A 13045-nucleotide genomic window follows, 5' to 3' on the forward strand; every position below is an offset into this window, starting at 1 on the left:
CGTGCGGGTGGTTGGTAACAGAAAAGCCACCCGAAGGTGGCTTAAAAATCAAACGGACTGGTCAATCCTGATTCGTGAGCGGATACTCGTCACGCGGCTTGCCATAGAAGACGCACCAGTTCAGCCAGTCTCGTAATTCCTTATCGCTGACGTATGGGCCGTCTTCCCCCATGATGAAAAACGCCGCATGGAATACATTGGCATACTCTTCGAGAAGATCGCCCAAGGACATGCTTTCGCCTTCTTCGCAGAATTCCTTGAAGAGCGTGTCATCATCCACTAAGCGCCTCCTGTATCATCTTGTCCAACAGTCTAGCCGAGTGCGGGAACCATCGCTGAATGTGCGCCCATGCCTGCGGGTTGGCGATCCGCGATGCCAGCATCTCGGCCCATGCCTCGGCCGCCCTCATTTCCCCGTATTTGAAGTATTTCTCCTCAAAGAGGGTCCTCTGGTTTCGTGGAGGATGCCAGACCCAGCCCTTGTATCCGTCATATTAGGCGAAGATCATGTCATCCATGGCGGCATCTGTTTCAGCCATTCCAACATGGACCTTCCCTCTCCTCCCCCCCCCCATTCGCGTAAGGATCTGTTTATCGGTGGGCCCATTCTCGATGGAGTTCCGCCAGTTGGAGAGCCCGGTCCGTAATATGCCGGCGTGCTCACCGACTCCGGGCCGTCCAGCGCGGAGGCGATCGCCGCCTCCGAGACGGAACTGGTCATCGAGGCGCGCAACACGTGCGACGCGTTCGGCGGCCAGCTGCGCCGCGCCGCGCAGGACATGGCCGTGTTGAACGGCACGAGCCCTGACGACGAGGCGCTGCGGCACCTGAAGGCCAACTGGCGGAACCCGGAGCGGCCCAGCCAGGCCGCGATGGCCGACGCCGTGTTGAAGCAGGTGCAGGCCATCCCGTGGCTCGCCAATTCGCGTGTGATCCTCGAGCAATTGGGCTACACGGATACGGACATCACCCGATTGCTGAGCGACAAGCGACGTGCGGAGGCCACCAATGCCCTCGACGGACTGCTGAGAGGAGGGGCGACAGGTGACCGGCAGGGAGGAACTCGACCGTCTGGTGGCCAGCCAGGCGAGGGCGGTGGAACTGGCGAGGGAGGAGCTCGCGGCGCTGTGGCGGAGGATCCGCCCGCTGGAGCCGGAGACACAGCGTGACTTGCTGCTCGACTACCTGCCCGCATTGGTCGGCAGGTACGGCGGCATGGCCGCGGCCGCTGCGGCTGATTGGTACGAGGCCACTCGCGGCGAATACGTGCCGGGATCCTATGACGCCGTGCTCGCCGACGCGTTCCCCGACGACGCCGTCCGTGCCAGCGTGAAATGGCGTGCGGGCGCGCTGTTCGAGGGGGACGAAGCCGGCATGTACCGGTTCGCCGCCGACGCCATGGACCGGTGGATCCGCTACTCCTCACGATCCACGGTCCTCGGCAACATCAGATGCGATCCCGCACGGCCGCGCTGGGCTCGAGTTCCCCAGGGCGTGTTCACCTGCTCGTTCTGCGAGATGCTCGCATCCCGCGGCTTCGACTACACCAGCAAACAGACAGCCGGTTCCGCGGGCCGGCGGTTCCACAACGACTGCGACTGCCAGATCGTGCCGGAATGGGACGCCAAAGGCGGCAAACGGGCGCGCGACGCCTACCTGTCCGGCTACGACCCCGACGCCATGCGCGAGCGGGTCGTCGAGGCCGCCGACGCCATCAGAGAGGGACGGCTCGAGGAGCGGTGGCGCAAGGACGCCAGACGTTCCGGCGTCGCCCTTGACCCGTCCTCGCCGTCGGGTGACGCCGTCGCGTTCGTCATGCGCCGCCAGCACCCCGATCTGTACGTCGACGGCGTCTATCCGGACGACAACAAACAGACCCGTGGCTCCGGCCCGCGAGGCATCGGCTCGGTCAGCTACGCCAAATGGCGTTCCCAGCGCAAACGCTTCATGTCGCGCTTCGCTGCGGAGAAACCCGATCACGGCAGGATCCCGCCCGACACCCCGCTCGAAGCGCCTAGGGACTGGCCCGACGACCTGCCTTTGCTCACCTCCGCCCGGTGGAACCACATCATCTACGGCGAATACAAGAAAAGAGAGCGAGGTAGTCCCTATCAGAGCGGGCACATGCATGGCTACGGGTGGTGGGATGCGTCAAAGAGCACCGAGTTTCCCGTAGAATGGACACCGGACGATATTCTCGACTCCATCAAAGGTGTTTTGCAGACAACGCAGTATGGGCCAAACAGCATGATCACGGGCATCTATCAGGGAATCAGCGTGAAAGTCATAATCCGTGATAGTAAAATTGCCACCGCATATCCCGTCCATGCCTAGCCGAATGGAATCCTATGGATGACGAAGCCCTATTTAACTCGCTGATCACGCTATTACGGCAGCATGGACTCGAATCAGTCGCGAACGACGCCGTTGACTGTTGGAATCATGGCGAGGAGGACGCTGGAATCGGCTTCTGTGCCAGCGTACTACTTGAACGTGGTATCAAGCCGAACCAAGATGTTTTGAGAGCCTACGGCCTGTTCGCCAGAGACTCCGCCGATGATGGTCTCGGTTTTGATGACACAGACCTGAATGTATATGAAGGTCTGAAAAATCTTTAGAAGGGGGAACGACTATGCGTCGTGATCTTGATTTGGTACGCACGATCCTGAAGACGTGTGCCGATTCCACGCAGCCGGTCAGTGCCAGTGCGTTCGTCGATGACGCGCACCCGTTCCCGCTGGTCGCCTATCATGCGAAGATCATGCAGGATGCCGGACTCATCGAAGCGAGACTTATCCGTGCCTCTGACGGGAACATCGTTCAGGCCGACATCCTGTCCCTGACTTGGGAGGGCAACGATTTTCTGGACGCGGTCCGCTCGGACACGATATGGTCGAAAACCAAACAGAAGATAGCCACGACGGTTGGTAGCGTGGCGTTCGAGCTGGTCAAGACCGTGGCGACCGGATTCGCCTCCCAGGCTTTGGGCCTATAGCCTCTATAACCATTTCTCATGTCTTTAACCACCCGCATGGGTGGTTTTTTTATGCCCGGAACGGGCCCCGTACCAACCATCAAGGAGGAATTCATGGCCGAGAACGCCGACAACGCCGACCAGAACCAGTCGCAGGACGCTCAGGAGCCGCACGGCGAGCAAAGTCCACGGACTGGGAGGCGAAGTACCGGGAGGCCGTCTCCCATTCGCGCGAGTGGGAGAAGCGTGCGAAGGACAACAAGGCCGCGGCCGACGAGCTGCAACAGCTCAAGGAATCGCGGATGAGCGAAGCGCAGAAGGCCGAAGCACGCACGGCGAAGCTCCAGAAGGAGCTCGACCAGCTCAAGGCCGAGAAGCAGGCGAACGCGTGGCGCACGCAGGTGGCCGATGAGACCGGCCTGCCCGTGAGCCTCATCGTCGGCGATTCGCTGGAATCCATGCAGGCGCACGCGAAGGCCATCGGCGAGTACGTGGAGTCCAGAATGCCCAAGAACGGCATCCCTGCGCCCACGGACGGCACCGTCCTGCCGCAGGACCCGCGTTCCAAGGGCGCGGACGACCTGCGTCACGCGTTCGAGCGCATCAACTTCTAGCCATGCCCCCCATAACCAACCACATCAATCATCCAAGCTCGAAAGGAGCGACCAATCATGGCAGACCCGACCATGAACCGACAGTCCGGCGGACTGGACCTGACCCCGGAGACCCAGGCGGAGATCTGGCAGACCGCCGCCTACCAGAGCGCGTTCATGCAGCTCGTCCCGCAGATCAACCTGCCCGGCAAGGGCGTGCGCGTCCCGATCATCACCGGCGACCCCGAGGCCGACTGGGTGCAGGAGGGAGCCGAGAAGCCCAAGAGCGGCGTCGGCTTCAGCAGGAAGGACATGGTGCCGTACACGATCGCCGTGATCCTGCCGTTCAGCAACCAGTTCCGCCGCGACTTCGACGCCCTGTACGCGCAGATCGTCGCCAAGGGGCCCGGCGCCATCGCCCGCAAGATCGACCAGACCATCATGGGCTTGGGCGACGTGCCGGGAGCCGACTTCGACACGCTCGCCGCCGCGCCGCAGGTGCAGCTCGGCAAGACCGTGTGGAAGAGCCTGAACGACGCGGACGACAAGGTCACCGACGCCGACGGCAGCATCACCACCGCCATGCTCGCCGACGCGAGCGTGACGTACGCCAAGCTCACTGCGGCCGCGATCACCGTGACCGCCGCCACCGCGTAAGGAGACCGTCATGGCCGACGACGATACCGACGACGTGGATCCGGGATTCACGTCGTCGGCCAGCCCGGTCACGCTGCGTCGCGTCACCTGCGCCATGGTCAGACGCGCCATGAGCGCCCCCGACTACGGGGGAGCCGACGTGACGCAGGCCAGCCAGTCCGTCGGCTAGGTGTCCATCGGACTGACCTACAGCAACCCTCTCTTACACAACATGCGCGCGTGGGGGCATTCCCTTGTTTCCGATATTTCGTCATCGTGTCGAATCGTGTCCGAGACGTTTCCCGGCGATAAAGCAAAAACCCGAAACGTCAATGGTTTCAAGGGACCTTGGTCGGGCCGGCGGGATTCGAACCCGCGACATCCTGCTCCCAAAGCAGGCGCGCTACCAAGCTGCGCTACGGCCCGGTTCGGCGAACGTGCACCATCCACCGGGCACACCTTCGCAGAACAAGATAACAGTATAACCGAGACTCGCCGACATCGGCGCATGGAGGAAAATCCGGGTCGAATTTCCGGTGAATATCAGCGTCGGGCCATATGGTGGAAGTGGGACCGGGCCCGGACGATCGCATGCGTATCGAGCCGGTCCGCAACGGGGGAGGAGGCAGCGCATGATCGACTCGTCGGTGCAGGGGCGTTCGACGGTGCAGGGACGGCACCAACAGGCGGAGACGATGGGACTGCTTTCCTGCCTGTGCTGCGCGGTGGTCTCCGGCGTGGCCATGGACGTGTACGTGCATTACGCCTCGGCCATCTGGCTGGTGTCCGGCCGCATGTTCGTCGCCTGTTCGGCCGTGGTGGCCGTCTGTGCGGTGTCCTCGTTCGTCGTGGGGTATGCGCGTCGATCCTCCTCGTGGAACCTCAGACGGGGATGGTGGGTGCCGGTCCGTCGCGGAATCGAGATCCTGTCGTTGTCCGTAGTCTACGCCGCCACCGTGTTCCTGTGCATGTACGCGCTGCTGCGCGTCGCCAACGGGGCGGTGGGCATCGAAACGCTCAGATCATATCTGCCTGCCTGCGCCGCCTGCCTGGCCGGCGTGGCCGGCTACGTCACCTTCGTGCAGGCCGACCTGCTCAACGCCAAGACCATCGCCTCGCTGCTGCCGTTCTTCGTGGTCTCCGGCGTCGCCACCGCCGGCTTCACCACCGACGATCCGTACTGGTGGCGCAACAACTTCTCCCAGCTGGGCGACCGCACCACCTTCGCGGCCCGCATGTTCAACTCCACGCTGATCCTCGCCGGAATCTGCGTGGTGATCCTCAGCTACTTCGCCGTCTCCGAACTCGTCACCACGTATCGAATGCGTCTTCGCTGGGCGTCGGACTCCGCCGAAGTGGAAATCCCTCGGTTCTGGGCGAGGACCCTGTGTCTGGCCGTGCTGCTGACGCTGTCCGGCATCTGCTTCGCCGGCGTGGGCATGTTCCGGTACACGCCGCATCCGATCCTGCACAACGTGTTCGCCCGGGGGCTGAGCGTGCCGATGGGCATCCTGATGATCGCCCTGCCGTGGCTGGCTCCCCAGCTGTCCCGGGCCATCTACGTGGTGTCCGATCTGATCGTCGCGGTGATCGCCGCGGCCGGGGTGCACTGGCTGCACGGCGGCAACACCCTGACCAACGTCGAGGCGCTGGCCTGCATTCTGTTCATGGGGTGGTTCATCGTCTTCTCCCGGCAGATCGCGGCCATGGAGGCGGACCGTGTCTACGCGCAGCTGACCGCCACCCATCCGGCGGCCGCGGCCCCGGAATCGCGGCTGTCGCCGGAGAAGTAGGGGTGGGGGCGTAGGGCCTTCAGATCAAGACCCCTCGGATCACAGGCCCCTCATCCGTCCGACGGCGTCGGACACCTTCCCCCGAGGGGGAAGGCAAGGAGAGTGACGCGCCTCATGCCATGAGGCTGGGCCGTCAGTCCATGATGCGGCGGGATCGTTTCGCGCTCATCAGCAGCAGGAAGCTGCGCGGCTGCGCGGTGATCACGAACCCGGCCTCATAGGTCAGCTCCGGTCCCTTCGGATTGAACGTGTCGGCGACCAGCGTCCACGTGGAGCCGTACTTCTCCTCGGGCAGCTTGAACACGATCGGCTCGTAGTGCGCGTTGAAGATGAGCAGGAAGTTGTTGTCGGTCATGGGCGAGCCGTACCAGTCGGTTTCGGGGATGTCCTTGCCGTTGAGGAACACCATCACCGACAGCGCGTGCGTGTTGGTCCAGTCCTCGCGGTCCATGATCTCGCCGGTATGGTCGAACCATTCCGCCTGCGGGATGCGGTCCGACGTGTCGCCCGCGGCCCGGCCGGTGAAGAACCGACGACGGTGCAGCACCGGGTGGTTGAGCCTGAGGTGGATGAACTTCTGCGTGAACTCGAGCAGGTCGCGCCGGTCCTGATCGAGCTCCCAGTCGGTCCACGAGATCTCGTTGTCCTGACAGTACGCGTTGTTGTTGCCCTGCTGGGTGCGCCCCACCTCGTCGCCGCCGCAGATCATCGGAATGCCCTGGCTGACGAGCAGCGTGGCGATGAAGTTGCGGCGCTGGCGCTGGCGCAGACAGTTCACGTCGCGGATGTCGCTGGGACCCTCGACGCCGCAGTTCCACGAACGGTTGTGCGATTCGCCGTCGCGGTTGTCCTCGCCGTTGGCCTCGTTGTGCTTGTCGTTGTAGGTCACCAGATCGTTGAGCGTGAAGCCGTCGTGCGCGGTGATGAAGTTCACCGAGGCGACGGGTCGGCGTCCGTTGGCCTGATACAGGTCAGAGCTGCCCATGAGGCGGCTGGCGAACTCGGGCAGGGTGGAGGGCTGCGAGCGCCAGAAGTCGCGCACGCAGTCGCGGTACCGGCCGTTCCATTCGGACCAGCTGGAGGGGAAGCCGCCCACCTGGTATCCGCCGGAGCCGAGATCCCACGGTTCGGCGATCAGCTTGATGTGGGAGAGCACCGGATCCTGTTCGACGATGTCGAAGAACGCGGAGAGCTTGTCGACCTCCTGGAACTGCCTCGCCAGCGTGGCCGCCAGATCGAAGCGGAAGCCGTCCACGTGCATTTCGGTCACCCAGTAGCGCAGCGAGTCGGTGATGAGCTGCAGGGCGTGCGGCGAACGCATGAGCAGCGAGTTGCCGGTGCCGGTGGTGTCGAAGTAGTGGGCGAAGTCGCCGCCGACCAGACGGTAGTAGTTGCGGTTGTCGATGCCGCGGAAGCTCAGGGTCGGGCCGCGGTGGTTGCCTTCGGCGGTGTGGTTGTACACCACGTCGAGGATCACCTCGATGCCGGCCTCGTGGTAGGCCTTGACCATCGACTTGAACTCGTTGACCTGCTCGCCGTATTCGCCCGAGCTGGAGTAGGCGTTGTGCGGGGCGAAGAAGCCGATGGTGTTGTAGCCCCAGTAGTTGCTCAGCCCCTTTTCGATGAGGAACGAGTCGTTGACGAACTGGTGGATCGGCATGAGCTCCAGCGCCGTGATGCCCAGATCCTTGAGATAGCTCACCACCGTGGGGTAGGCGAGGCCGGCGTAGGTGCCGCGGATCTCGGCGGGCACGTCCTTGCGCAGGTTCGTCATGCCGCGCACATGGGCCTCGTAGATCACCGAATCGTGGTAGGGGATGTTCGGATGCTTGTCGTTGCCCCAGTCGAAGAACGGGTTGACGACCACGGACTTCATGGTGTGGGGCGCGGAGTCCATGGTGTTGATGTCGTTGACGTTGTCCGGATCGCTGAACCGGTAGGAGTACAGGCTTTCGTCGCCGTCGACGTGGCCCTGGATGGCCTGCGCGTACGGGTCGAGCAGGAGCTTCGACGGGTTGCATCGGTGGCCGTTCGCCGGATCGTACGGTCCGTATACGCGGTATCCGTAGCGTTGTCCGGGCTGGATTCCGGGCAGGTAGTTGTGCCACACGTATGAGTTCTGTTCGGTCATCTCGATGCGGGTCTCGTGGTCGTCCGCATCGAAAAGACAGAGCTCCACTTTCTGTGCGGCTTCGGAGAACAGCGCGAAGTTAACGCCCGCGCCATCGTAGCGGGCACCCAGCGGATACATGGAACCTGGTCTGATCTGCATATCTCCAGTATCGCACCTTGTCTCGCCATCCACCGACGGCCGGTTGCCGGAACGTGAACCGTCGATGTGCCGAAGGTGAACCCCCGGACCGACCCCGTATAGCGGATCGAGGCGGATCACGGCGGATCTCGGTGGAATGATGCGGACCGGCCCGCCCGCGCTGCGCTACGATGACACCATGAACGCTACACAGGAACATCACAATACATCGCAGGCGCCCGCGGATCCGTGGCCGGCGCCGGTGGCTTCCGGCCCCCTGGACGCCACGGTCACCATCCCGGGCAGCAAGTCGCTGTCGAACCGGTATCTGATCCTCGCGGCCATGGGCTCGAAGCCGGTCACGCTGGTAGGACTGCTGCGATCCCGGGACACCGAGCTGATGATGGGCGCCCTCGAGGCGCTGGGCGTGCGCTGCGTGGCCGACGGGCACGACGGGACCACCGTGACCGTGATCCCGCCGGAGAATGGGGTCTTCTCCGGCAACGTCACGGTGTTCTGCGGTCTGGCGGGCACGGTGATGCGGTTCGTGCCGGCGCTGGCGCTGTACGCGGACGGCCCGGTGCGGTTCGACGGCGACCGTCAGGCGTACCAGCGTCCCATGGGCCCGCTGCTGGACGGTCTGGAGCAGCTGGGCGCCCGCATCGACTACGAGGGGGAGCGGGGGTATCTGCCGTTCACCCTGACCCCGCCGGATTCGCCCCAGGGCGGATTCGTGGCCATCGACTCCTCCGGATCCAGCCAGTTCATCTCCGGCCTGCTGCTCGCCGCCCCGAGGCTCGCGGCCGGACTGACGCTGACCCACACGGGCGAGCACCTGCCCAGTCTGCCGCATATCCGCATGACCATGGCCGATCTGACGTCGGCGGGCGCGCAGGTGGGCATGGACGGCCATACGTGGACGGTCGCGCACGGCGGCCTGCAGCTGCCCGGACGCGTGGTGGTGGAGCCCGATCTGTCCAATGCGGCGCCGTTCCTCGGCGCGGCCCTGATCGCCGGCGGCACGGTGCGGGTGCCGAACTGGCCCGAATCCACCACGCAGCCCGGCGGCCTTCTGCCCGGGTATCTGGAGCGGATGGGCGCGAAGGTCGCGGTGGACGAGTCCGACGACGTGCGGACGCTGTCGGTGAGCGGCAACGGCGTGATCCACGGACTGGGCGACTTCGACCTGTCGGCGGCGGGGGAGATCGCCCCGTCGCTGGCCGCACTGCTGGTGTTCGCCGATTCGCCCACCGAACTGACCGGCATCGGGCATCTGCGCGGCCATGAGACGAACCGTCTGGCCGCATTGGTCACCGAGATCGGCCGGGTCGGCGGCCGTGCCCGCGAACTGGAGGACGGTCTGGCGTTCGACCCGGTGCCGGCCGAGGATCTGCACGGCGCGGTGATGGAGACGTACGCCGACCACCGCATGGCGACGTTCGCGGCGATGCTGGGACTGCGCATCGCCGGCATCGAGGTGGTGAACGTGGCCACGACGAGGAAGACCATCCCCGATTTCACGGGACTGTGGACCGCGATGCTGGGGCGGTAAACGCCATGCCGGGTCGGTGAGACCGCCGGGCCGGTGAGACATGAAAAATCCCCTTTCAGGTTCCGTCTGGAATCCGAAAGGGGATTTTCCGTTACGTTACGGTCTTACGGCCGTGAGCGTGCGATCACCCGATGTAATAGGCGATCACTCGGCGATCACTCGCTGTAGTCGGCAGGCTCGAACACGTTGCCGTAGGAGTCCTTGCCGGCGGCGGCGATCTTCGCGGACTTGCGGGCGATGGCCAGCTCCTCGTTGGTCGGGTAGACGGCGACGATCACGGAGCTGTCGGGCGTGGAGATGACGCGCGGCTCGGAGGTGTGGACGTTGTTCTTCTCCTCGTCGAGCTTGACGCCGAACGGGGCGAGGCGGTCGATGACCATCTTGCGGATCGTGGAGGCGTTCTCGCCGACGCCGGCGGTGAAGGTGATCACGTCCACGCCGCCCATCTGGGCGGTGTAGTTGCCGATGTAGGCCACGATGCGGTGCACGTACACGTCGAGGGCCAGCTTGGCGTCCTCGTTGCCCTCGTCGGCAAGACGCATGACCTCGCGCATGTCGCCGTAGCCGGTCATGCCGGTCAGGCCGGAGCGCTTGTTGAACAGGGCGTCCAGCTCGTCCACGTTCATGTGGGCGTTGCGGATCAGGTGGAACACGACGGCCGGGTCGATGTCGCCGGTGCGGCCGCCCATGACCAGACCCTCGAGCGGGGTGAGACCCATGGAGGTGTCGATGGGCTTGCCGGAGATCTGGGCGGAGGCGGAGGCGCCGTTGCCGATGTGCAGCACGATCTGCTTGAGGCCCTCGGCCGGCTTGCCGATGAGCTCGGGCACGACGGAGCCGACGAACTCGTGGGAGGTGCCGTGGGCGCCGTAGCGGCGGATCTGGTAGCGGTCGGCGATCTCCTTGTTCAGCGCGTAGGTGCTGGCCTCCTTGGGCAGCTGGAAGAAGAAGGAGGAGTCGAACACGAAGACCTGCGGCACGTCGGGCAGCAGGGAGCGCATGACCTCGGCGCCCTTGGCCTCGGGGCCGTTGTGCAGCGGGGCGAGCACGGCGAGGTCCTTGACCTTGCCGATGGTCTTGTCGTTGACGAGGGCCGGGTTCGGGAAGATGGAGCCGCCCTGCACCACGCGGTGGCCGACGGCGATGATGCCGGACTCGTCGAGGTCCGGGCCGTACTCCTTGAAGAAGCCGAGGACGCGCTTCAGACCCTGCTCGTGGTCGTGGATCGGCTCGGTGAGCTTGTGCTTCTCACCCTTGTACTCGTGCTTGTAGTTGCCGTCGATCGGCTCGCCGATCTTCTCGACCAGACCGGACGCGATGCCTTCGCCGGTTTCGAGATCCACCAGCTGGTACTTGATCGAGCTGGAACCGGAATTGATGACAAGGACGGTTTTCGCCATTGTGGGCTTCCTCCATTGTTGTGTTTGGGGAGCGTCGTGCTCCACTTCCTTGGTAGAGATTACTCGTCGGTGGCTACATTCCGCCAATCATGGACCGGGATTTTCATCGCGTCGGATGGTTCATGGACGGATTGCGGGCGGCTGTGGGGACGGTTTGTGATCAAGGTCACAAACCGTTGCGGCGGCCGTCACGATCCTGCGCAGGCGGGACTACCGGTGGTAGAGGCCCGTGCGCTCGTACTTCGGCTCGCAGCACACGTTGATGCCCAGCCTGCGGTACAGGTCGATGTCGGTGGGGGAGATGATGACCGAGAAGAACGCGTCGCAGCCGCGAAGGCGCTCCAGCCCGTTGATCACCCGGGAGGCGACCGGACTGGTCGCGCTGGTGATCGACAGGGCGATCAGGGTCTCGTCGGAGTGCAGTCGCCGGTTCGCGCTGTTGAGGTGATCCGTCTTGAGCCGGCAGATCGGCTCGATGGCCGCGTCGTCGATCACGGTCAGTTCGTCGTCGGTGCCGGTCACCGCCTTGAGGGCGTTCATCAGCAGGGCGCTGGCGGCTCCCAGCAGGTCCCCGGTCTTTCCGGTGACCACGCGGCCGTCCGGCAGCACCATGGCTCCGGCCGGGGCCCCGGTGGCCCGTTCCTTGTCGAGCGCGGCCCCGCGCGCCGGGGAGAGATCCTCGTCCACACCGGCCTTCTTCATGATGGACCGGAGCCGCTCCACCTGCTCCAGCCCGTCGCCGGTGCGTTTGAAGGCGTCGGCGGCGGCGAAGTAGCGGCGCACGATCTCCATGCGGGACGCCTCGCGGCAGGCCTCATCGTCACTGATCGCGAAGCCGACCATGTTGACGCCCATGTCGGTGGGGCTGGCGTAGGGGCTGGACCCCATGATCCGCTCCATCATGGCCTTCAGCACGGGGAACGCCTCGACGTCGCGGTTGTAGTTGACGGTGGTCTCGCCATACGCCTCGAGGTGGAACGGGTCGATGATGTTGGCGTCGTCGAGGTCCACGGTCGCGGCCTCGTACGCGATGTTCACCGGATGGTTCAGCGGCAGGTTCCACACGGGGAAGGTCTCGTATTTGGCGTATCCGGCCCTGATGCCGCGACGGTGCTCATGGTAGAGCTGGGAGAGGCAGGTGGCGAGCTTGCCGGAGCCGGGGCCGGGGGCGGTGACGACGACGAGCGGCCGGCTGGTTTCGATGTAGTCGTTGCGGCCGTAGCCGTCGTCGGACACGATGTGCTCGATGTCGTGCGGGTATCCGGCGATCGGATAGTGCAGACGGCAGGTGATGCCGAGGCCTTCGAGACGGCGGCGGTAGGCGTCGGCGGCGCTCTGGCCGGCGTACTGGGTGAGCACCACCGAGCCGACGAGGAACCCGTGGGAGCGGAACACGTCGATCAGACGCAGCACGTCCTCGTCGTAGGTGATGCCGAGATCGCCGCGGACCTTGGCCTTCTCGATGTGGTTGGCGTTGACGGCGATGACGATCTCCACGTCGTCGGCGAGACTGCGGAGCATGCGGAACTTGACGTCGGGCTCGAACCCGGGCAGCACGCGCGAGGCATGGTAGTCGTCGAAGAGCTTGCCGCCGAATTCCAGATACAGTTTGCCGCCGAACTGCGCGATGCGCCGGCGGATGTTGTCGGCCTGCAGCTCGATGTACTTGTCGTTGTCAAATCCCTGTCGCATGGGCGGGGTCCCTTCTCGAACGGCTCGTGGTGATCTACGGATTATAGCGAAATCCCCGATCCTCCACGCGGAAGGGGCCGGGGATTGCCGGTTCCGCCGGCCGTTCCGGTGTCTGCCTGCCGGTCGGGCGGACTTCTGTCTGACAGACGGTCCC

General features: G+C 64.6%; 13 protein-coding genes and 1 tRNA gene. 9 read left to right on the forward strand and 5 right to left on the reverse strand.

Features of this window, described 5'->3' with window-relative positions; translation table 11 throughout:
• Positions 1 to 61 precede the first annotated feature (61 nt).
• Entirely contained in the window at positions 62 to 280 is a 219-nt protein-coding gene (locus CSQ87_RS07385) for a hypothetical protein (RefSeq protein ID WP_100513229.1), read from the reverse strand.
• Positions 281 to 656: 376 nt separating this feature from the next.
• On the opposite strand from CSQ87_RS07385, the gene CSQ87_RS11160 reads away from it, so the two are divergent.
• The 7 genes from CSQ87_RS11160 (at position 657) to CSQ87_RS10930 (ending at position 4393) form a co-directional block, all read left to right on the forward strand.
• On the forward strand, positions 657 to 1169 hold the full coding sequence (locus CSQ87_RS11160) for a hypothetical protein (RefSeq protein WP_100513230.1): 513 nt from the start codon (positions 657 to 659) through the stop codon (positions 1167 to 1169).
• Positions 1096 to 2334 carry a VG15 protein gene (locus CSQ87_RS11355; RefSeq protein ID WP_243388886.1) on the forward strand — a complete coding sequence of 413 codons (1239 nt, stop codon included), beginning with the start codon at positions 1096 to 1098 and terminating at the stop codon, positions 2332 to 2334. The genes CSQ87_RS11160 and CSQ87_RS11355 overlap by 74 nt, the downstream gene beginning before the upstream one ends.
• Before the next feature lie 14 nt (positions 2335 to 2348).
• On the forward strand, positions 2349 to 2618 hold the full coding sequence (locus CSQ87_RS07400) for a hypothetical protein (protein ID WP_100513232.1): 270 nt from the start codon (positions 2349 to 2351) through the stop codon (positions 2616 to 2618).
• A 14-nt stretch (positions 2619 to 2632) separates the two neighbouring features.
• Positions 2633 to 2995, forward strand: coding sequence for a DUF2513 domain-containing protein (locus CSQ87_RS07405; RefSeq protein WP_100513233.1), 363 nt, complete (start codon positions 2633 to 2635; stop codon positions 2993 to 2995).
• A gap of 281 nt (positions 2996 to 3276) precedes the next feature.
• Positions 3277 to 3588, forward strand: coding sequence for a hypothetical protein (locus tag CSQ87_RS07410; protein ID WP_100513234.1), 312 nt, complete (start codon positions 3277 to 3279; stop codon positions 3586 to 3588).
• A gap of 57 nt (positions 3589 to 3645) precedes the next feature.
• Complete coding sequence (locus CSQ87_RS07415; RefSeq protein ID WP_100513235.1) at positions 3646 to 4224, forward strand: phage major capsid protein; 579 nt, start codon at positions 3646 to 3648, stop codon at positions 4222 to 4224.
• A gap of 10 nt (positions 4225 to 4234) precedes the next feature.
• Positions 4235 to 4393 carry a hypothetical protein gene (locus CSQ87_RS10930; protein ID WP_165776788.1) on the forward strand — a complete coding sequence of 53 codons (159 nt, stop codon included), beginning with the start codon at positions 4235 to 4237 and terminating at the stop codon, positions 4391 to 4393.
• Between the two features lie 159 nt (positions 4394 to 4552).
• On the opposite strand, the gene CSQ87_RS07420 is transcribed toward CSQ87_RS10930, so the two are convergent.
• Positions 4553 to 4629, reverse strand: a tRNA-Pro gene (locus tag CSQ87_RS07420).
• Positions 4630 to 4835: 206 nt separating this feature from the next.
• On the opposite strand from CSQ87_RS07420, the gene CSQ87_RS07425 reads away from it, so the two are divergent.
• Positions 4836 to 5996, forward strand: coding sequence for an ABC transporter permease (locus CSQ87_RS07425; protein ID WP_100513236.1), 1161 nt, complete (start codon positions 4836 to 4838; stop codon positions 5994 to 5996).
• Positions 5997 to 6129: 133 nt separating this feature from the next.
• Here the strand turns inward: CSQ87_RS07425 and glgX are convergent, their stop codons facing one another.
• Entirely contained in the window at positions 6130 to 8268 is a 2139-nt protein-coding gene (gene glgX / locus CSQ87_RS07430) for a glycogen debranching protein GlgX (RefSeq protein ID WP_207761117.1), read from the reverse strand.
• Between the two features lie 178 nt (positions 8269 to 8446).
• Here glgX and aroA point away from each other — a divergent pair, with 178 nt between their 5' ends.
• On the forward strand, positions 8447 to 9799 hold the full coding sequence (gene aroA, locus CSQ87_RS07435) for a 3-phosphoshikimate 1-carboxyvinyltransferase (protein WP_100513288.1): 1353 nt from the start codon (positions 8447 to 8449) through the stop codon (positions 9797 to 9799).
• Between the two features lie 155 nt (positions 9800 to 9954).
• On the opposite strand, the gene CSQ87_RS07440 is transcribed toward aroA, so the two are convergent.
• Both CSQ87_RS07440 and CSQ87_RS07445 read right to left on the reverse strand, forming a co-directional pair.
• Positions 9955 to 11199, reverse strand: a complete 1245-nt coding sequence (locus CSQ87_RS07440; RefSeq protein WP_100513238.1) for an acetate/propionate family kinase — start codon at positions 11197 to 11199, stop codon at positions 9955 to 9957.
• Between the two features lie 210 nt (positions 11200 to 11409).
• Complete coding sequence (locus tag CSQ87_RS07445; protein ID WP_100513239.1) at positions 11410 to 12891, reverse strand: DUF1846 domain-containing protein; 1482 nt, start codon at positions 12889 to 12891, stop codon at positions 11410 to 11412.
• Between the last annotated feature and the right edge of the window lie 154 nt (positions 12892 to 13045).

Origin of the sequence: Bifidobacterium simiarum (assembly GCF_002802905.1) — a bacterium.
Taxonomy (GTDB): domain Bacteria; phylum Actinomycetota; class Actinomycetes; order Actinomycetales; family Bifidobacteriaceae; genus Galliscardovia; species Galliscardovia simiarum.

Bases quoted from the DNA above. Each gene is read 5' to 3' on its own strand.
- CSQ87_RS07415 (WP_100513235.1), top strand. From the start codon at position 3,646: ATGGCAGACCCGACCATGAACCGACAGTCCGGCGGACTGGACCTGACC.
- CSQ87_RS10930 (WP_165776788.1), top strand. From the start codon at position 4,235: ATGGCCGACGACGATACCGACGACGTGGATCCGGGATTCACGTCGTCG.
- CSQ87_RS07425 (WP_100513236.1), top strand. From the start codon at position 4,836: ATGATCGACTCGTCGGTGCAGGGGCGTTCGACGGTGCAGGGACGGCAC.
- CSQ87_RS07445 (WP_100513239.1), bottom strand. From the start codon at position 12,891: ATGCGACAGGGATTTGACAACGACAAGTACATCGAGCTGCAGGCCGAC.
- CSQ87_RS07405 (WP_100513233.1), top strand. From the start codon at position 2,633: ATGCGTCGTGATCTTGATTTGGTACGCACGATCCTGAAGACGTGTGCC.
- CSQ87_RS07440 (WP_100513238.1), bottom strand. From the start codon at position 11,199: ATGGCGAAAACCGTCCTTGTCATCAATTCCGGTTCCAGCTCGATCAAG.
- aroA (WP_100513288.1), top strand. From the start codon at position 8,447: ATGAACGCTACACAGGAACATCACAATACATCGCAGGCGCCCGCGGAT.
- CSQ87_RS07410 (WP_100513234.1), top strand. From the start codon at position 3,277: ATGAGCGAAGCGCAGAAGGCCGAAGCACGCACGGCGAAGCTCCAGAAG.
- glgX (WP_207761117.1), bottom strand. From the start codon at position 8,268: ATGCAGATCAGACCAGGTTCCATGTATCCGCTGGGTGCCCGCTACGAT.
- CSQ87_RS07400 (WP_100513232.1), top strand. From the start codon at position 2,349: ATGGATGACGAAGCCCTATTTAACTCGCTGATCACGCTATTACGGCAG.